This is a genomic window from Pseudooceanicola sp. DL12, assembly GCF_056270665.1.
The window spans coordinates 1,767,398-1,785,651 of sequence record NZ_CM149884.1 but is presented as its reverse complement, the minus strand read 5'-3'; the positions used below and the strand labels follow the sequence as shown (position 1 = coordinate 1,785,651).

General features: G+C 65.8%; 13 protein-coding genes and 1 tRNA gene. 5 read left to right on the top strand and 9 right to left on the bottom strand.

Annotation, left to right across the window (positions count from 1 at the left end; all coding sequences use genetic code 11):
- Positions 1–44: 44 nt before the first annotated feature.
- The 3 genes from guaB to AC0WR5_RS08360 all read right to left on the bottom strand — a co-directional run bounded on the left by guaB (position 45) and on the right by AC0WR5_RS08360 (position 4,272).
- Positions 45–1,493 (bottom strand): IMP dehydrogenase, encoded by a 1,449-nt coding sequence (gene guaB / locus AC0WR5_RS08370; protein ID WP_475868138.1) that lies wholly within the window; start codon positions 1,491–1,493, stop codon positions 45–47.
- 152 nt (positions 1,494–1,645) lie between these two features.
- Positions 1,646–2,935: a hypothetical protein gene (locus AC0WR5_RS08365; protein WP_475868136.1), complete on the bottom strand. Its 1,290-nt coding sequence runs from the start codon at positions 2,933–2,935 to the stop codon at positions 1,646–1,648.
- Positions 2,936–3,144: 209 nt separating this feature from the next.
- On the bottom strand, positions 3,145–4,272 hold the full coding sequence (locus tag AC0WR5_RS08360) for a quercetin 2,3-dioxygenase (RefSeq protein ID WP_475868134.1): 1,128 nt from the start codon (positions 4,270–4,272) through the stop codon (positions 3,145–3,147).
- Between the two features lie 178 nt (positions 4,273–4,450).
- On the opposite strand from AC0WR5_RS08360, the gene AC0WR5_RS08355 reads away from it, so the two are divergent.
- From AC0WR5_RS08355 to AC0WR5_RS08340, 4 genes are all read left to right on the top strand, one after another.
- Positions 4,451–5,335, top strand: a complete 885-nt coding sequence (locus tag AC0WR5_RS08355; RefSeq protein ID WP_475868132.1) for a LysR family transcriptional regulator — start codon at positions 4,451–4,453, stop codon at positions 5,333–5,335.
- 174 nt (positions 5,336–5,509) lie between these two features.
- The gene (locus AC0WR5_RS08350; RefSeq protein WP_475868130.1) at positions 5,510–7,570 is read left to right on the top strand and encodes an ASKHA domain-containing protein; all 2,061 of its coding nucleotides are present in this window, start codon (positions 5,510–5,512) and stop codon (positions 7,568–7,570) included.
- Positions 7,571–7,890: 320 nt separating this feature from the next.
- A tRNA-Gly gene (locus AC0WR5_RS08345) sits at positions 7,891–7,964 on the top strand.
- Positions 7,965–8,058: 94 nt separating this feature from the next.
- Entirely contained in the window at positions 8,059–9,171 is a 1,113-nt protein-coding gene (locus AC0WR5_RS08340) for an AbrB family transcriptional regulator (protein ID WP_475868129.1), read from the top strand.
- Positions 9,172–9,258: 87 nt separating this feature from the next.
- On the opposite strand, the gene AC0WR5_RS08335 is transcribed toward AC0WR5_RS08340, so the two are convergent.
- From AC0WR5_RS08335 to AC0WR5_RS08310, 6 genes are all read right to left on the bottom strand, one after another.
- The gene (locus AC0WR5_RS08335; RefSeq protein ID WP_475868127.1) at positions 9,259–11,088 is read right to left on the bottom strand and encodes an ABC-F family ATP-binding cassette domain-containing protein; all 1,830 of its coding nucleotides are present in this window, start codon (positions 11,086–11,088) and stop codon (positions 9,259–9,261) included.
- 90 nt (positions 11,089–11,178) lie between these two features.
- On the bottom strand, positions 11,179–12,009 hold the full coding sequence (locus AC0WR5_RS08330) for a DUF2971 domain-containing protein (protein ID WP_475868125.1): 831 nt from the start codon (positions 12,007–12,009) through the stop codon (positions 11,179–11,181).
- Between the two features lie 152 nt (positions 12,010–12,161).
- Entirely contained in the window at positions 12,162–14,588 is a 2,427-nt protein-coding gene (locus AC0WR5_RS08325) for a membrane-bound PQQ-dependent dehydrogenase, glucose/quinate/shikimate family (RefSeq protein ID WP_475868123.1), read from the bottom strand.
- A gap of 525 nt (positions 14,589–15,113) precedes the next feature.
- A complete protein-coding gene (locus tag AC0WR5_RS08320; RefSeq protein ID WP_475868121.1) occupies positions 15,114–15,551 on the bottom strand; it encodes a glyoxalase superfamily protein in 438 nt (145 codons plus the stop codon).
- Positions 15,552–16,168: 617 nt separating this feature from the next.
- Positions 16,169–16,915: a GNAT family N-acetyltransferase gene (locus AC0WR5_RS08315; protein WP_475868119.1), complete on the bottom strand. Its 747-nt coding sequence runs from the start codon at positions 16,913–16,915 to the stop codon at positions 16,169–16,171.
- Positions 16,916–17,120: 205 nt separating this feature from the next.
- The gene (locus AC0WR5_RS08310; RefSeq protein ID WP_475868117.1) at positions 17,121–17,594 is read right to left on the bottom strand and encodes an outer membrane protein assembly factor BamE; all 474 of its coding nucleotides are present in this window, start codon (positions 17,592–17,594) and stop codon (positions 17,121–17,123) included.
- Between the two features lie 79 nt (positions 17,595–17,673).
- Here AC0WR5_RS08310 and AC0WR5_RS08305 point away from each other — a divergent pair, with 79 nt between their 5' ends.
- Complete coding sequence (locus AC0WR5_RS08305; protein ID WP_475868116.1) at positions 17,674–18,249, top strand: YceD family protein; 576 nt, start codon at positions 17,674–17,676, stop codon at positions 18,247–18,249.
- The last annotated feature ends 5 nt before the right edge of the window (positions 18,250–18,254 follow it).

The following is an 18,254-nucleotide window of genomic DNA, read 5'->3' as shown; positions in this document are numbered from 1 at the left end:
CGGCCCCCGGGGCCGCCTTTTGCAATTCCGTCACCGCAGACCGATCAGCCGATCCGGTAATTCGGGCTCTCGCGGGTGATCTGCACGTCGTGCACGTGGCTTTCCGACAGGCCCGCGCCGGTGATCCGCACGAAGTTGCAATTCTTGCGCATCTCCTCGACGGTGCCACAGCCGGTATAGCCCATGGCCGCCCGCAGGCCGCCGACGAGCTGGTGGATCACCGCGCCCGCGGCACCCTTGTAGGGCACCTGTCCCTCGATCCCTTCCGGCACCAGCTTGTCGCTCGCGGCATCCTTCTGGAAGTAGCGGTCGGCCGAACCGCGCGCCATTGCGCCAAGGCTGCCCATGCCGCGATAGCTCTTGTAGGAACGACCCTGGTAGAGGATCACCTCGCCCGGGCTCTCGTCGGTGCCGGCGATCATGCTGCCGACCATGGCACAGCTGGCCCCGGCCGCGATGGCCTTGGCGAAATCGCCCGAGAACTTGATGCCGCCGTCGGCTATCACCGGCACGTCACCGGCAGCGCGGGAGCAATCCATGATCGCGGTCAGCTGCGGCACGCCGACGCCCGCGACCATCCGCGTGGTACAGATCGAGCCCGGCCCGATCCCCACCTTCACGGCATCCGCCCCGGCATCGATCAGCGCCCGGGTCGCCTCGCCCGTGGCCACGTTGCCGGCGATGATCTGCACGTCGTTCGACAGTTTCTTCACCTTGGTCACGGCGTCCAGCACCCCGGCACTGTGACCATGGGCCGTATCCACCACCAGGATGTCCACGCCCGCATCCACGAGCGCCTCGCTGCGCTCGAAGCCCGCGTCGCCCACGCCGGTGGCCGCGGCCACCCGCAGCCGGCCCAGGTCGTCCTTGCAGGCGGTGGGGTTCAGCACGGCCTTCTCGGTGTCCTTCAGCGTCAGCAGCCCGGTCAGCTTGCCCTTGCCGTCGGTCACCAGCAGCTTCTCGATCCGGCGCTCGCGCATCATCTCGATGGCCTGCTGACGGTCCGCCGGCTCGTGCAGAACGGCCAGGTTGTCGCTGGTCATCATCACCCGCACGGGCGTTTCGTCCTTCTGGGCAAAGCGCATGTCGCGGTTGGTCACGATGCCCACCACGCGGCCGCTCTCATCCACCACCGGAAAACCGGAGAAGCCGTATTGCGCCGTCAGCGCCTTTGCATCCGCCAGCGTCTGGTTCGGCGTCAGCGTCACCGGGTTGTAGACGATGCCGCTTTCAAAGCGCTTCACCCGCCGCACTTCCTGTGCCTGCTGTTCCACCGTCAGGTTCTTGTGGATCACGCCGATGCCCCCGGCCTGCGCCATGGTGATCGCCATGCGCGCCTCGGTCACCGTGTCCATTGCCGAGCTCAGCAGCGGAATGTTCAGGGAAATCCTCTTCGTGACCCAGGTCCGCGTATCTGCCGTCGAGGGCAGAACGGACGACGCTGCCGGTACAAGCAACACATCATCGAAGGTCAATGCCTCGCGAATCTCCATAGGGTCTCTCCATCTGGGTCAGTTCACTTGGCGCTTCCCTATTGCACGGATATCGAACGGGCGAAAGGCGAAAACGCGCACAGCGGCAATGCCCGCAATGCAGGGTTTATACGGGATGCACAACGGCTTCCCCCCCCGGTCTGGTGCCGCAGTCAATTGCCGGAGTCACACTTCGCTGCGTCACGGGCGCCCGTGAACCGCGCCATGTTCGCCACCATGAGGGCCGCACTTTCCGTGGTCAGGTTGCCGTCCTCCTGGGTGAGGTGATCGATAAGTCTCAGGTATTCGTCCCGACAGGAATACTGCGGCAACTTCGTCGTCGCCGAGAAGTTGACGCCCTCGACCAGGTCGTTGCTGTCGATGCTGCCGTGAAAGCCGCCGTAATCCTCGTCATCCTCGGCCATGACCCGCGTCAAAACCACGTCCTGGCAACCGTTCTCGCCATAGCGTTTCTCGAGCCACAACTCGAGGAAGCGCGGTACACCGCCCTCGGGATCCAGCTGCACGAACCGGCTTGCCTCAAACTCCAGCCCCTGGGGGTATTTCAATGCCCCGGCGAACTCGCCCGTCAGCCCCAGCTTCGCTTTCACCACGCTCAGGAACTTGCCCGTCTCCAGCCCCAGCTCCGCGGCAGCCGACAGATCGATGCCCAGCTCTACAGCGCAGGTCTTCGTGTCGATGACAAGGATGTTGCTGATATCCTCCACGATCTGCGCGCGGGCGGCCCCATCGAGTTCACCGGTCTCGATCGCCTGCATCAGCAGGTTCGCGGTCTCGTTCGCGCGAACCGGCACGATCGGCGCAAATGCCTCCGGCTTCAGGACGTCGGCAATGGTGACAATTGCAAAAAGGCGCGGATCATCCGGCACCTTCACCTCTTCGGGATCATCAAAGCCGCTCTTTTGACTGCTGCTGTCGACCATGAGGAAAAGGTCCTGCAGGCCCTGGGCCGCAATCGGCAACACCTCCGAGGCGGAAAAAGGCACCGTCCGGCCATCCTTCGTGGCGGTTCCCTCGCTATCGGTCAGCGCCACGGCCAGGTCCCCGCTCCAGCCGTCTGCCTTGAAGAAGTGTAGGCCATCCGAACGCACGAAGAGCATCAGCCCGTCCTCGGTCACCGTCAGGCACCACTGCTTGTTGCGTCGGTCATTCTGGCAGGTCTTGGTCACCAGCAGGATCTTTCCTGCCGGCAAATAGGTCGACACATCCCAGGCCCATCCGCGCTTGGTCGGCACCGCGAGCCGCGCCGAGCCGCTCTTCGAAATCCGCTTGCCGAAAACCGGATATTTCTTCCCGCCGATGACCACGGGATCATATAGCACCGGCGCTCCGGATGACGGGTCCCGCACCTGCGCCCGGCTCGCACCTGCCCAGGCCGCCGAAAGTGCCAGCGCCAGGATCAGCACCCAACTGCAAGCCGTTTTCACCTGCCGATCCCTCATGGCATTCTCCGTCTCGACGAAACTCCACCTATGCGCTCACCTGAACGAATGCGAACAATCATGACAAGAGTTTTGCCGCTGGATAGGGACATTTAGGTCATTTCCACAAGGAGACAGACCCCGTCCCGCCAAAAGATACCGGGGCCGGGCAACTTTCGCTGCCCGGCCCCGCTCTACCCGTTTTCTTGTTTCAGCCTCTTGCGGGCCGGTCAGTCGTTTACGGCAACCACGTGCAGATCGAGCTCGTCGATCTTTGCCATCACCCGGTCAAACCGGAACTGCGGCGGCACCAGCGGGAAGGTATGGGCGTCGTAGGGATCGCCGATGGTGCGGAAGAACGGCTCGAAGACCGCCGGCACCAGCCAGCCGAAGAAGCGCGTGTAGGGCGCATCGAGGCGATAGGAATGCACCGTGTTCGGCGGGATCTGAATGTAGTCGCCGGGGTAGATCTTGATCTCCTCGCCGTTCACCCACATCGTCATCAGCCCGTCCAGGCAGAAGAAGTTCTCGGTGTGGTGCTGGTGATAGTGCCACGGGATCGCGGGGCCGGCAGGGCCTTCGGTCATCACCGAGAAGAAGGTGCCGTCGCTGTTCTCGCCCGTTTGCAGGAACTCGAACATCTGGTCGGCGGCCACCAGGCGCTCGCCCTGGGCTTCCTGCACCACATAGGGCTGCTTGGTGGTGGGGATACCGTCGGTGGTCACCAGGGTGTACTCGGCATCCTGCGGCATCTCGCGAAGGAACTTGACGTCGGCCTTGCCCTCGGCGGCATGGAGCACATCCTTCGACAGGCTCAGGTCGGGGTTTTCCGGGTTCACCGGCCGCGAGAAGGGCTCGCCCACCGACTGGTAGAAATCACCCAGCTTGTCGCCCAGGCTCCAGGTCAGGAAGCGCGTGCGCCAGGATTTCATGCGGTAGCCGTGCTCGGTGCCCGCCGGCACGAAGGCATAGTCGCCCGGCGTCATCAGGTAGGTCTTGCCATCCAGGAACAGCTCCAGGCGGCCGTTCATGACATAGAGCACCTCGTCGGTCTCGGCATGAACATGGATCGGCAGGCCGGAATCCATGCTGCCGGTGATCGTGGCGGCCACGAATTCGCCGTCGGTTTCGTTCGGACCGGCCAGCAGCGTCGCCACCTGGCCACCGAACAGATAGTATTCGCCCATGCCGTCGCGCAGGGCATAGAGCTCGTGCTTGCCCGGGAGCTTGTCCGTGGCAACCTTCACGCCCGGCAGCTGGCCCAGCGGCGTATCCGCCAGGACGTAATCACCCGACATCGCCAGAGCCGCGCCGCCCAGGGCTGCGCCGCCGAGGAATTTTCTGCGGGAAACTGTCATCTTCTCACCTTTTCTAGTGGCGCCGGTCCCTCATCGAGGGGGAGCTCCGGCGTCGTTTTTTAGGGTGCCCCGAGGCATTCGCCCCCGGCACAAAGATGACAGCTAGACCTTTCTTTCGATCACCTCCAATATGGCTTTCTTTCACCTCAATCAGTTTTTCTGATCAAGGAATCGCCTCATGGATCTCCGTCAGCTCCGCTATTTCGTCACCCTCGCCGAAACGCTGCATTTCGCCCGTGCAGCGGAAAAGCTGCATATCGTCCAGCCGGCCTTGTCTATGCAGATCAAGGCCCTGGAGACCGATCTTGATGTAACGCTCGTCGATCGCTCCGGCCGCCGCATCCGGCTGACCCGCGCCGGAGAGGTCTTTCTCGCCGAGGCCCGCCGCACGCTGCACCAGGCCGACCGCGCCCGCGACATGGCCCGCGAGGCTGCCGCCGGCGGCAGCGGCCGCCTGCGCATCGGCTTCACCGCCGGGGCGGTCGCCTCGCATATCCTGGCCCGCGTCTCGGGCCACCTGCGCGCCACGCTGCCGGGCCTCGTGCTGGAACCCGCCGAGGCCCACCCGCTGCAGCTGCTGGAATGGCTGATGCGCGACGAGGCCGACATCGGCCTTGGCACCGTGCGCTGGCTCGACCTGCCCGCGGGCCTCACCGCGCGCTCCCTGGGCGGCCACCCGCCCCGCCTCGTCCTGCCCTCCGACCACCCGCTGGCAGGGCGCGACAGCGTCACCACCGCCGCGCTGCGCGACGCCGCCTTCATCGGCTATGCCGGCCCCGGCGACATGGACGGCCTCGGCCTGACCGAGCGCGTCCTGGGCTACAGCCCCGCCATGGCCTGCCAGGCCTCGACGCCCCACACCGCCATCGGCCTCGCTGCCGCCGGCTTCGGCCTCGCCGTGGTCCCCTCCAGCCTGGCTCAGCCCACCCCCGGCGCCACCTTCCTGCCCATCGCCGATTTCACCGAACAGATCGACGTCTCCCTCGTCCACCGTCCCCGCGCCCATGCCGATCCCGTCACCGCCGCCCTCACCGAGATCGCCGCCCTCTACCCGCCCGGCTGACCCCCTCTCCCGCAGGACGGCCGGCGCCGTCATCTGGCCGGAAATATCCCGGGGGAGCGCCGCAGGCGCGGGGGCAGAGCCCCATCTTCGCGCGCCCTCCACACACCCGCACATGCCCCCCTTTAGCTTCCGCCCCCTTTTGCCTAAGGTGCCGACGAAACGAGCGAGGCAGACATGAGCGAACAGGCAGCCCCCCAGGATCCTCTGGTCATCTTCACCCCTTCGGGCAAGCGCGGCCGTTTCCCGGCCGGCACCCCGGTGCTCCAGGCTGCCCGCTCCCTCGGCGTCGACCTCGACTCGGTCTGCGGCGGCCGCGGCATCTGCTCGAAATGCCAGATCACCCCCTCCTACGGCGACTTCTCCAAGCATGGCGTCACCGTGCACGAGGATGCGCTTTCCGAGTGGAACAAGGTCGAACAGCGCTACCAGGACAAGCGGGGCCTGAAACCCGGCCGCCGCCTCGGCTGCCAGGCGCAGATCCTGCGCGACGTGGTCATCGACGTGCCGCCCGAGAGCCAGGTGCACAAGCAGGTGATCCGCAAGCGCGCCGACACCCGCGCGATCATCATGAACCCGGCCACCCGCCTCTGCTTCGTCGAGGTCGAGGAGCCCGACATGCACGAGCCCTCCGGCGATTTCGAACGCCTCGCCGCCGCGCTCTCCGCGCAATGGCAGATCGAGGGCGTCAAGGCCGACCTCTCGCTGATCTCGACGCTCCAGCCCGCCCTGCGCAAGGGCGGCTGGCAGGTCACCTGCGCCGTCTACCAGGATCACACCGGCGCCGCGCCGCGGGTGCTGCAGGTCTGGCCCGGCCTGCACGAAAGCGGCCTCTACGGCCTCGCCATCGACCTCGGCTCCACCACCATCGCCGCGCATCTGACGGATCTCGAGACCGGCGAGGTCAAGGCGTCGTCGGGCCTGATGAACCCGCAGATCCGCTTCGGCGAGGATCTGATGTCGCGGGTCTCCTACGTGATGATGAACCCCGGTGGCGACGCGGAAATGACCCGCGCCGTGCGCGAGGCCCTCTCCGAGCTCGCCTCCTCCCTGGCCAGGGAGGCCGACATCGACCCGGCGCTGATCTTCGAGGCCGTCGTGGTCTGCAACCCGGTGATGCACCACCTCTTCCTCGGCATCGATCCGGTCGAGCTGGGCCAGGCGCCCTTCGCGCTGGCGACCTCCTCCTCGCTCTCCCTGCCCGCGTCAGAGCTCGACCTCACCGGCATCAACCCGCGCGCCCGCGCCTATATCCTGCCCTGCATTGCCGGGCACGTCGGCGCCGATGCGGCGGCCGTGGCCCTCTCCGAGGCGCCCGAGAAATCCGAGGACCTGGTGCTGATCATCGACGTCGGCACCAATGCCGAGATCCTGCTCGGCAATACCACGCGCGTGCTCGCCTGCTCCTCGCCCACCGGCCCCGCCTTCGAGGGGGCCCAGATCTCCTCCGGCCAGCGTGCCGCCCCCGGCGCCATCGAGAGGGTCGAGATCGACCCGGCCACGAAGGAGCCCCGCTTCAAGGTGATCGGCTGCGATCTCTGGTCCACCGATCCCGCCTTCGAGGAGGCCGTCGGCGCCGGCGGCATCACCGGCATCTGCGGCTCGGGCATCATCGAGGCCGTGGCCGAGATGCGCATGGCCGGCGTGCTCGACGCCTCCGGCCTCATCGGCTCGGCCGAGCAGACCGGCACCCCCCGCTGCATCCCCGAGGGGCGCACCCATTCCTACGTGCTCCACGACGGCACGGCCGAGGGCGGCCCGCTGATCTCGGTCACCCAGGGCGACATCCGCGCCATACAGCTTGCGAAATCCGCGCTCTACGCAGGCGCCCGGCTGCTGATGGACGAAATGGGCGTCGACCGTGTCGATCGCATCGTGCTGGCCGGCGCCTTCGGCGCCCATATCTCGACGAAACACGCCATGGTGCTGGGCATGATCCCGGATGCGCCGCTCGACCGCGTCGGCTCTGCCGGCAATGCCGCCGGTACCGGCGCCCGCATCGCGCTCTGCAACCGCGAGGCCCGGCACACGATCGAGGAAAACGTGCGCAAGATCACCAAGATCGAGACCGCCATCGCCCCCGCCTTCCAGGAGCATTTCGTCTCGGCCAATGCCCTGCCCCATGCCACCGATCCCTTCCCGGAACTGGCCAAGGTGGTGCAGCTGCCCGATGTCTCCTTCAACACCGGCGGCGGTGACGGCTCAGGCGGCGGCCGCCGTCGCCGGCGTCGCGGCTAGGCCCCTCACGGCACACGGACGGAACGCGCCCGCATCCGTATTTGGAGAAAGATGAAAACAGGCCCCCGCGCGGACTGCAGGGGCCTGCGATTTCATCTTTCCGGAAATACTCATGCCCGGCCTGCCGCCGCCACCTGCCCTTCATCTTTCCTCAAATACGGCATTCCCGGCCCCCGCAGCCCGCGCAGCGGCCGGGCGCCAGGGCCCCCGCATCCCCTTCGCCTCTGTCGAAAAATGCCGCCGCAACGCAGGTTACGGGCGCCGCCGCCGCTTTCCATCTTGACGCGCCGCCCCCCTTGGCTTAGCTCATCCCTCGCGCGGCGGGTATGATGTAATGGTAGCCTGTCAGCTTCCCAAGCTGAACGCGCGGGTTCGATTCCCGCTACCCGCTCCACGTCTTCTGCACCGGACCGGCCGGCGCCCATGGCGCGGCAGATCTGATGGTCCATTGCCCCTGCACGCTGTTCCCGAACACCCGTGTTCCGCACATGAGGCCGCCCATCCGTCCCGCAGTTGCCGATTTCCTCCGTTCCCTGCCCCTGGCCCTGGCGCTCTGCGGGCTCGGGCTGATCGGTGGTCTCGCGGGCCACTATGCCCATGTGCCGCTGCCCTACATGCTGGGCTCGCTCTTCACCGTGGCGCTGGTCACCGGGGTCTTTCCGCGGCTGCTGCCGCCGAACTACCGCTTCAACGAGCCCCTGCGCGGCGTCTTCATCGCCATCATCGGCGCCACCATCGGCGCCAAGATCACCTGGGACGTGCTCGTCACCATGCCCAGCTACGCGCTGTCGATCGCCGCGCTCACCCTCTTCGTGCCGCTGGCGCAGGGGATCAACTTCCTGATCTTCCATCATCTCGGGCGCTATGACCGGCCCACGGCCTTCTACTCAGGCGCCCCCGGCGGGCTGATCGAATCGATCATCTTCGGAGAGGCCGCCGGCGCCGATGTCCGCGTGCTCGCGGTGCAGCAGTTCCTGCGCATCATCATGGTGGTCACCCTGCTGCCCATCGGCCTGTCGCTCTGGTACGGGCACCCGGTGGGCTCCTCCGCCGGGGTCTCGCTCAACGATCATGCCGTCGGGCTGGAGCATGTTCCGCTGGTGGTGGCCGTGGCGCTGGTGGGGCTGGTGGTCTTTCGCCGGCTGAAACTGCCGGCCGGGCAGCTCATCGGCCCGATGATCGCCGCCGGTATCGTCACCCTCTCGGGCCTCGCGGTGATCGAGGCGCCCACGTGGCTCGTGTCCGGCTGCCAGGTGGTGATCGGCACCTCGCTCGGCACCCGTTTCGCCGGCATGGACGCACGCCGCATGGTCCGCGCCCTCTGGCTCGCCGTGCTCTCGGTGGTGTCGATGATCGGCCTCGGGGCCTTCATGGCGGCGGCGATCCACACCGTCACCGGCCAGCCCTTCGACGTGCTGCTGATCTCCTTCTCGCCCGGCGGCGTGACGGAAATGGCGCTCGTCGCGCTCTCGCTCAACGCCAACCCGGCGGTGGTCACCCTGCACCACCTCTATCGCATCGTGCTGACGGTGGTTGTGCTGACCTATGCCGGCCGGCGGCACATGTTCGACAAGGCGCCACACGGCCGCGCCGGCCAGTGATCGGGCCAGTGATCGGGCCAGCGGCCAGGCCAGTGAGAAGGCCAGCCCCCAAGCTGAACCGGCCCATGGACGGGCGAAAGCCGCGGTTCAGCCCGCGGCCTTCTCCTCGAGCTCGAGCCATTCTTCCTCCGCCTCGGCCAGCAGCTTCTGCCGCTCGGCCAGCGCCTCGGTGCCCTTGCGGAACTTCACCGGCTCCTTCTGGTACATGTCCGGCTGCGCCAGGAATTGTTCCAGCTTGGCAATTTCCGCCTCCAGCCGCTCGATCACGCCGGGCAGCTCTTCCAGCCGGTGCTTCTCGGTGAACGACAGCGCCGGCTTCGCAGCAGGTTTCTCCGCCGCCGGGGCCTTGGCCGCAGGCTTCTCGGCCTTCCCCTTGCCCTTCGCGGCCTTCGGCTCCAGGCCCAGCCGCTCGGCCCGCTGCGCCTGGTAATCGCTCCAGCCGCCGGCATAGACCTCGGCGCGGCCATTGCCCTCCATGGCGATCGTCGTGCTGGCCACCCGGTCGAGGAAATCGCGGTCGTGGCTCACCAGCAGCACCGTGCCGTCGTAATCGTCCAGCAGCTCCTGCAGCAGGTCCAGCGTCTCGACATCGAGATCGTTGGTCGGTTCGTCGAGCACCAGCAGGTTCGATTCCTTCGCCATCAGCTTGGCCAGCAGCAGCCGCGCCTTCTCGCCGCCCGAGAGCGACTTGACCTGCGCCCGTGCCTGAGCCTCGTCGAAGAGGAAATCCTTCAGATAGCCCACCACGTGTTTCGGCGTGCCGCGCACCATCACCTGGTCGGCATTGCCCGAGACCCGCATGTCCTTGTCGCCTGTCAGGCTCTCCCAGAGGGTCATCTCCGGGTCGAGCGCCGCGCGGCTCTGGTCAAAGATCGCCGGCAGCAGGTTGGTGCCCAGCTTGACCGTGCCCGCGTCCGGGGCCTCCTCGCCCATCAGCATCTTCAGCAGCGTCGTCTTGCCCACGCCGTTGGGGCCGACAAAGGCCACACGGTCGCCGCGGTTCACCTTCAGGTCGAAACCGCGGACGATCTGCTTGCCGTCATAGGCCTTCTCCAGGCCCTCGGCCTCGATCACCTTCTTGCCGCTGGTCGGCCCGCTGTCGAATGCCATGGCCGCGGTGCCCTGCCGGCGGATCTGGCTGCCGCGTTCCTCGCGCAGGCCCTGCAGGGCGCGCACGCGGCCCTGGTTTCGCTTGCGCCGGGCGGAGATGCCCTCCACGGCCCAGCGGGCCTCGGCCTTGATCTTGCGGTCCAGCTTGTGGCGCGCGATGTCCTCTTCTTCCCAGGTCTTGTCGCGCCAGGCCTCGAAATTCTCGAATCCCTTCTCCTGCCGGCGCACCTGGCCGCGGTCGATCCAGAGCGTCGCGCGGGTCAGCGCCCGCAGGAAGGCCCGGTCGTGCGAGATCAGCACAAAGGCCGCGCGGGTCTGGCCCAGCTCGGCTTCCAGCCAGGCGATCGCCTCGATGTCCAGGTGGTTGGTCGGCTCGTCGAGCAGCATCAGCTCGGGCGCCTCGGCCATCAGCTTGGCCAGCGCCGCACGCCGCCGCTCCCCGCCAGAGGCCGTCTCGACGGGGCGCGCGGGATCGAACTTCAGCCCCTCGCCCGCGATCTCGACCTTGTATTGCTCCGAGACATCCAGCCGCGACATGGCGAAATCGCCCAGCGTCGCGAACCCGCTCATGTCGGGCTCCTGTTCCATGTAGCCGACGGCGGTGCCGGGGGCCATCACCACGTCGCCGCGGTCGGCCTCGACCATGCCGGCCATCACCTTCATCAGGGTGGACTTGCCCGACCCGTTGCGCCCCACGAGCGCCACGCGGTCGCCCTGCTGGACGGTCAGGGAGAGGTCATCGAAAACGGGATCGCCACCGAAGGTCAGGGAGATGCCGGAGAGCTGAAGAAGGGGTGCCTGTGCCATGCCGCGCAGCTAATCAGCCGCCGGGGTGGCGTCAAGCGGCATGTGAGGGGCTGGGCCGCACCTCTCAAGTGAACAATATTCGCAGCAGCTCTATTTGTTCCGATAGGTTGCACTACTGGTGCGCACCCGCACATGTCCGAGACCATTCACTTTGAGCGCCTGCTTCAAGACATATTCAGGTGTCCGGTTGGTAGGTCCAATCGTTACTTTCTGAACCGCCTCCTTGGGAATTTCTAGAGGGATAAACGGTAAGAGTGACTTGCCGCTAGTCCGTATCTTCACGCCCTGCAACGTTTTCAGAGAACCAAAGACGAAGAGCCGCCATTCCTTCTCTTCTCGAAACGCACCATTCTTTACCGAGAACAGTGCACGAGCGGCATCAGCATATACCCTATGCTTCTCCCCTTTAGGCCCGTAATCTATAGTCAACACGGCGCTAGAGCCGCGCTCCTTGTATTTCCGAGCGTCACTCAAGAAAGCGGCACCAAGTAATTTGCTAGTCTCGTTGACCTGCTCGGCATCTTCCGGGCCATAAGCTACCTTCCTGAGGCACAACTCGTTTTCTTCATGGCTATTGACAAGCCCTTCCAATGCGTCCCTGTCAAAGGTAATTGAAAAACCGGCACCGTCGTCTGCGTATCCCCGCCACTGGCTCAATAGATCCCGTTCTTCCGAGAAGCAGACACCGAGCGCATCCTTCTCGTGAAGCGCAATCTCAAGGCAAGTCCTGGCTCCCCGCCTCAGCACGCCTCCGTCCTCGGAGCAAGAAATCCGCTGCAACCACTCTTCACGCATCCAAGTTCCTTCTGCGGAATCGTTTGACTGGGTTAGCGAACTGAGCCACAGGGCGCCTTTTTCCATAAACGACAAGAAGACTTCTTGGCTGCAATAGTGCGTGATACTTCCCACTGCTCCGGTCAATTAGAACGGCCTCCATTTTGAAAAGAGTTTTCAGGGTCGCCCAAACTCGACGCCAAGTCACTCCCCCCAAACGAAAACGGGGGCCCGAAGGCCCCCGCTCTCTTCTCTCTTTCAGACCTGACGATCACCGACCGCCACGCCTGTCCTGACGATCACAGATCGTCGGGCAGCGCATAGGCGATGATGTAATCGCCGCGGTCGGGCGACTGGCGGGCACCGCCGGCCGAGATCACCACGTACTGCTTGCCGGTCTCGGGCGAGACATAGCTCATCGGCGTGCCCTGCGAGCCCACGGGCATGCGGGCCTTCCAGACCTCTTCGCCGGTGGCGCTGTCGAAGGCGCGCAGCCAGTAGTCCTGCGTCGCGGCAAAGAACACCAGGCCGCCCTGGGTGGTCAGCGAACCGCCGATGGTGGGCATGCCCACGGGCATCGGCAGGCCCATCTTCATGCCGAACAGCACCGTGTCCTGAACCGTGCCGAGCGGCACTTCCCAGTTCACCGAACGGGTCTTCATGTCGATGGAGGTCAGCGTGCCGAAGGGCGGCTCCTGGCAGGGAATGCCCAGCGGCGACAGGAAGCGGTCCTTGATCACCGAATAGGGCGTGCCCTTCAGCGGCACGGCGCCCATGACGGTGTTGACCGCCTCGGAGCCGTTGGAGGCCTTGGCGTCGCGGTCCTGCGGCATCATGTGCACGTAGAGACCCAGGCGCATGTCGTTGACATAGAGCGTGTCGGCGGTCGGGTCATAGGACAGGCCACCCCAGTTCATGCCCCCGAGCGAGCCCGGGAAGGACAGCGAGTAATCGGTGTCCGGCGCGGTATAGAGCCCCTCGTAGCGGTAGCCCTTGAAGATGATGCGGCACATCATCTGGTCAAAGGGCGTGGCGCCCCACATGTCGGCCTCGGTCAGCTCCGGGGCACCGATCTGCGGCATGCCCACCGAACGCGGCTGCGTCGGCGCATACTTCTCGTCGGGGATCGTGGCGGGTTTCACCGGCTGTTCGATCACCTCGGTCAGCGGCTGCCCGGTGGCCCGGTCCAGCACGTAGATCTGGCCGGCCTTGGTGCCGACGACCAGCGCGGGCACCTTGCTGCCGTCATCGACGGTAAAGTCGATCAGCGTCGGCTGCATCGGCACGTCGAAGTCCCACAGGTCGTGGTGCACGGTCTGATAGACCCACTTCTCGGCGCCGGTGGTGGCGTCGAGCGCCAGGATCGAGGCGCCGTACTTCTCGTCTTCCGGGGTGCGTTCCACGCCCCAGAGGTCGATGGCCGCGTTGCCGATCGGCAGGAAGACGGTGTTCGACGAGGCGTCATAGGTCATCGGCGCCCAGGAGTTCGGGGTCGAGCGGGTATAGGCCGTCTCGTCGCCGGGGGTCTGGTCGTCCGGGTTGCCCGGGTCGAAGGCCCATTTCATGTCGCCGGTCACCACGTCGAAGCCGCGCATCACGCCGCCCGGCATGTCCAGCGCCACGTTGTCGGCCACGCGGCCGCCCACGACGATGGTCGTGCCAGCCACCAGCGGCGGCGAGGTCAGCGAGTAGAGCGGCGATTGCGCGTCGCCCAGGCCCTGCTTCAGGTCCACCGTGCCGCCATCGCCGAACTCGGGGCAAAGCTCACCGGTGTCGGCATCCAGCGCCACCAGGACGGCGTCGATGGTGTTCATGATGATGCGGCGTTCACAGACGGCACCGGGCTCCACGGCCGCCGGGGTGACGGGGGTCGAACCGTCCACGTCCGGCTGCACCACGGGCTGGCTGGCGTCGAAGTAGCCCAGGCCACGGCAGCGCACCCAGATGCGCGTGTCGGTCTTGAACTCGTGGCGCCATTTCTCTTCGCCGGTGTCGGCGTTCAGCGCGATCACGGTGTTCGACGCGGTGCAGGCATAGAGCGTGTCGCCGATCTGCAGGGGCGTGTTCTGGTCTTCCAGGCCGCCGCCGGTGCTTTCCGGGATCTCGCCGGTCTGGAAGGTCCAGGCCACCTGAAGCTCGTCCACGTTGTCGCGGTTGATCTGGTCCAGCGCGGCAAAGCGGGTCTCGTCCGGCGTGCCGCCGTAGGTCGCCCAGTTCTGCATCGCGGTGTCTTCGGTCACCGGGGTGGTGCCCGTCGCGGCCACGTTGTTGTGGATGCCATGCGGCTGGAACATGCCATAGCCAAAGAAGGCCACGGCGATCAGCGCCACCGCGGACACGCCCAGCGACACGCCCGTCATCGACCGGCGGCCGGCGCTCTTCAGCAGCAGCGGGTGGATCAGCCAGAGCACCAGGAAGGCGCAGAGGAAGGTGAAGATCCGGGCATGCAGCGCCCAGAAGTCGAGGCCCGCTTCCCAGAAGGCCCAGATCACGGTCGCCGCAAAGGCGAGCGTGTAGATCACGGTGGCCACCGGCCGGCCGCGGATCACTTCCACGCCCGTGGCCAGCACGGCCAGGCCCATCAGCAGGTAGTACCAGCTACCGCCGCGGGCAATCAGCATCACGCCGCCCACCAGCAGGCCAAGGCCCGCCAGCGCGAACAGCGCCCCGATGACGATCAGCAGCACGCGGGCCGCCGTCGACACGGGTTTCACGGTTTCAGTCATTTTCTCGTTTTCCTTTCGGAGCGGAATTGCGGCGCCTTCCCGTCGGGAACGGCACCTCCGGTAGTCAGAGACTTGCGTGATCGCAAACCTGCGCCGGCAAAGCGCAGTCCTCCCTTCCCGGTCTCCTCACCCGGCCCTCGTCTTTCCGGCATCGGCCCGGCCCTCGCCTGCGGGTAGATCCCGCCCTGGCTCCGGCCTGCTCTCCGAATGCCCCCTGCCCCTTGTATCAACGTGGCAGGCGGCGTTCGGTATGCCGTCGAATACGACTCTCCATGCCCCGTTCAATCGCCTCAACCGAGAAAATTGACAAGGCCTATTACCGGCTTTTTCACGCAAAAACAGTTCGCCTCATCCCGACATTCCAGCAGAAACCGAACAACCGGGCAACACCTCAACCAAAGGGTGATTTACAAATGGCTGCATTGCCTTGGCCGGCCGAATTCTACCCTCGGGTAGAATTCATGCCGCCCAATGCACCACGCAACTTGATTGACTTGTCATCAGAGCGCCATTTCCGCCTGCCGCTCACTCCGATCGCCGGGCCACAGTCAACTGCGGCATACCGTCCGAGGTGCGCCGCAGGCATGCGCCGTCGGCGCCAATGGTGCCACGCACCCGGCTGCGCCAGTTCGAGAAGCTGTCAAAGGGCACCACATCGACCGGGCTGTCGAACTGGATATCCACCCTGCGGTTGTGCGCCGGCCCCGACAGGCCGACGACCACCCCGGTATAGGCCTGGCCAAGATAGCGCCCCTGCACCCGGTCACCCGGGCTCAGTGTCAGCGCCTCGGGCGCATTGCGGCGGCTCAGCCGGGCATGCAGGGTGTTCCAGTCGCGCGCGCCATGTTGCTGCGCCACCAGTTCCAGCGCCTGGGCGTGGCCGACCGCCGTGCCCGCCCGCGCCAGCGCCTGGCGCAGCGCCCTTGCCTGCGCCTTGGCACGCTCCACCGTCAGCCCGTTCATGCCACCTCCTCCTGCCGCATCGGCTGCGCCCCTCGCGGCGCCGTGCCCCGCTCCATGGGCTCTGCCGCCATCATCGGCGGCGTCGCCGACACCGCGAGGGATCCGCCCCTCGGGCTCGGGCAAGGGATCCGATGCAGGCACGACGTCTGGTTCAGGCAGGGGCCTCGATTCAGGCTGCGGGCCCGTTTCAGGCTGGTGGATCGTTCCGTTTCAGGGGCGCGTCCGTCAGACATCGCTCACTCCTCCAAAGAGGCATTCCGGTATTGGAGGGGGCCTGCGTTGCCCACCTTCGAAATGCATCGGGGGTGAGATGTCGTATCGCTCCGGGCTTCACCGTGACATTCGTCTGCAGGCGGCAGGTGCCCGGCACCTTGCCCCTCGATAGGCACCCGGGCCGTGAAAGGCAAGTTCCGCCTTCGCGCGGAGGCGGCGAAATCGCCGATTCCCGGGGCCCTTTCGGCGGGCCTCAGGGGCCAATTTGGCACCGACGCAATACCGACGCGATACCGACGTAATACCGACGTTGGAATCCGGCCTTTTCAACGGCTTGAAGATATTCAATTTTCGGAATATCGAAGCGGTTCCGCGGCGGTTTCGGGCCCCGGCGACCGCCCCGTTCAGACCCGCGCCGAGGCGGCCCGCAACAGCCGCTTGCGACCGGGCGGAATCGCCTTGATTTCAACGCCCGTGAACACATGCAGCGTGTTCATCTGCGGGTCCACCACGGCATGATCGCTCACCCATCCGCCCATCAACAGGTAGGTTCTCAACAGCGGCGGCATGCCCAGCAGCGCGCGCTTCGCGTCCGGTTTCCGGCGCAGCTTCTGGGCAAAGCGAAAGACCTTCGGCGCCTTGACCCGCGGCAGCCAACGCATTGGCGCCAAATGCTTTTCCTTGAGCATCGCAAAGGCATCCAGGTAGGCCGCCGCATCCGTTCCCTTGAACGAGGAGCAGCCAAACAGCATCTCGACCGCGTTGGAATCGACGTAATCGGTCATCGCCCCCCAGGCCACCCGCAGGATATCCGCATCATGCACATCCGGGTGCAGGCAAAAGCGCCCCATCTCCACCATCGGCCCCTCGAAGGCCTCCAGGCTCGACAATTCGTAATATTGCGCGGAATAGCTGCGCCCGATCTCGCGCCCGGCGCTCAGGGGCAGGATACGGAAACAGCAGACGAGCCTGCCATCCCTTTGATCTTCCACAAGGATATGGGTGCACAGCGCATCGAAATCATCCGCGTCCAGCGCCCCCGGTCCGCTCTCGCCCAGAAAGGCCAGCGCCCTGAGAGCCTGGGCCGCGCGGATGTCCTCGGCGCAATCGGCGGTCCGGGCGACATAGCGCCCCTTCTTCGGAAACTGCATCCCACGTCCTCCGACTGCGATCCCGTCCCTTGGACCGGATACCACGTCAGATACGACCTGCACATGACATCCCCCAGGGCGCCGCCGCAATTCTAGCACGTGCCGTGCCCGCGCCTAGCCCCGCCATGACCTGCAGTTAATTCCGGGGCGCATCATCTTGCGCCCCGTTTTTCCTGTCAGACGGATGCCTTGCGATCCGTCACGGTCACTCGGCGCCCAGGATGCTGGCTGCGTCGAAGTTGCCGAGGCTGCCCAGCAGCTGGCGGATCAGCGTCTTGTCGGCGGTCGAGCTGTCGGTCACGCGACGGTTCAGTTCGATGACCTTGCCGTCCTCGAGACCATAGCGCTCGATGTTGCTGACCGTACCGCCGGGGGTAAAGGACACCGCCATCACCTCGCGGCTGACGGTCTCGGGCGCCATGAAGGCATAGCTCTTAACCCGCTGACGCACATAGTAATATGCGCTGTCGTCCAGCACGCCCGACGTGGTCGGCGTGCCGATCTTCTCGGTCACGCTCTCGCGCGTATCCTTGCCGACGGAAATCTCTGCCATCGCCTGCGCGTCGGGCATGTAGCCGTGATTGCGGTATTGTGCGGTGCACCCGGCCACGCCCCCCGTCAGCCCAATGGCCATGACGAGAGTTGCCAGCTGCCCTACCCGATTCCGGTTACGCCTCATTCGAGCCCCTCTTGTATTCGTCTGCCCAGGCTTCTACCTCGCTTATAGAAGGAATGCAGCCTGTTCAAGAAAGGAAGCCATGACCGGCACCTCTCCCCATGCCCTCAGGGTCTCTGCCCTGCCAAAGAATGCACCGACAGCCTTTGCCCTGCGCCCCGATGCGCAGGAAATGGCCGATCTTGCTGGGCAATTTGGCCTGCTGGGTCTGCGCAAGCTCAGCTTCGCCGGCGAGATCCGCACCGATGGCAAGGCCGACTGGCTGCTGACCGGGCGCCTCGGCGCGACCGTCGTGCAGCCCTGTTCGGTCACCCTGGCCCCTGTCACCACGCGGATCGAAGAGGACGTGCTGCGTCGCTTCACACCGCATCTGCCCGAAGAGGCCGTCGACGAGGAAGAGGTCGAGATGCCCGAGGATGAATCTCTCGAGCAGCTCGGCCCGACCATTGACCCCGGCGCGGTGATGCAGGAAGCCCTGGCGCTCGCCCTGCCCCTTTACCCGCGCGCGGAAGGCGTGGCCCTGGACGAGCAGAACTTTACCGAACCGGGCCGCGAGGCGATGACCGACGAAGATGCCAAGCCTTTCGCCGGCCTCGCGAATCTGATTTCGCTGAAAGGCGGCAAGGCTGATCCGAACGCGAGCGGGAACGAGGAGTGACCCGC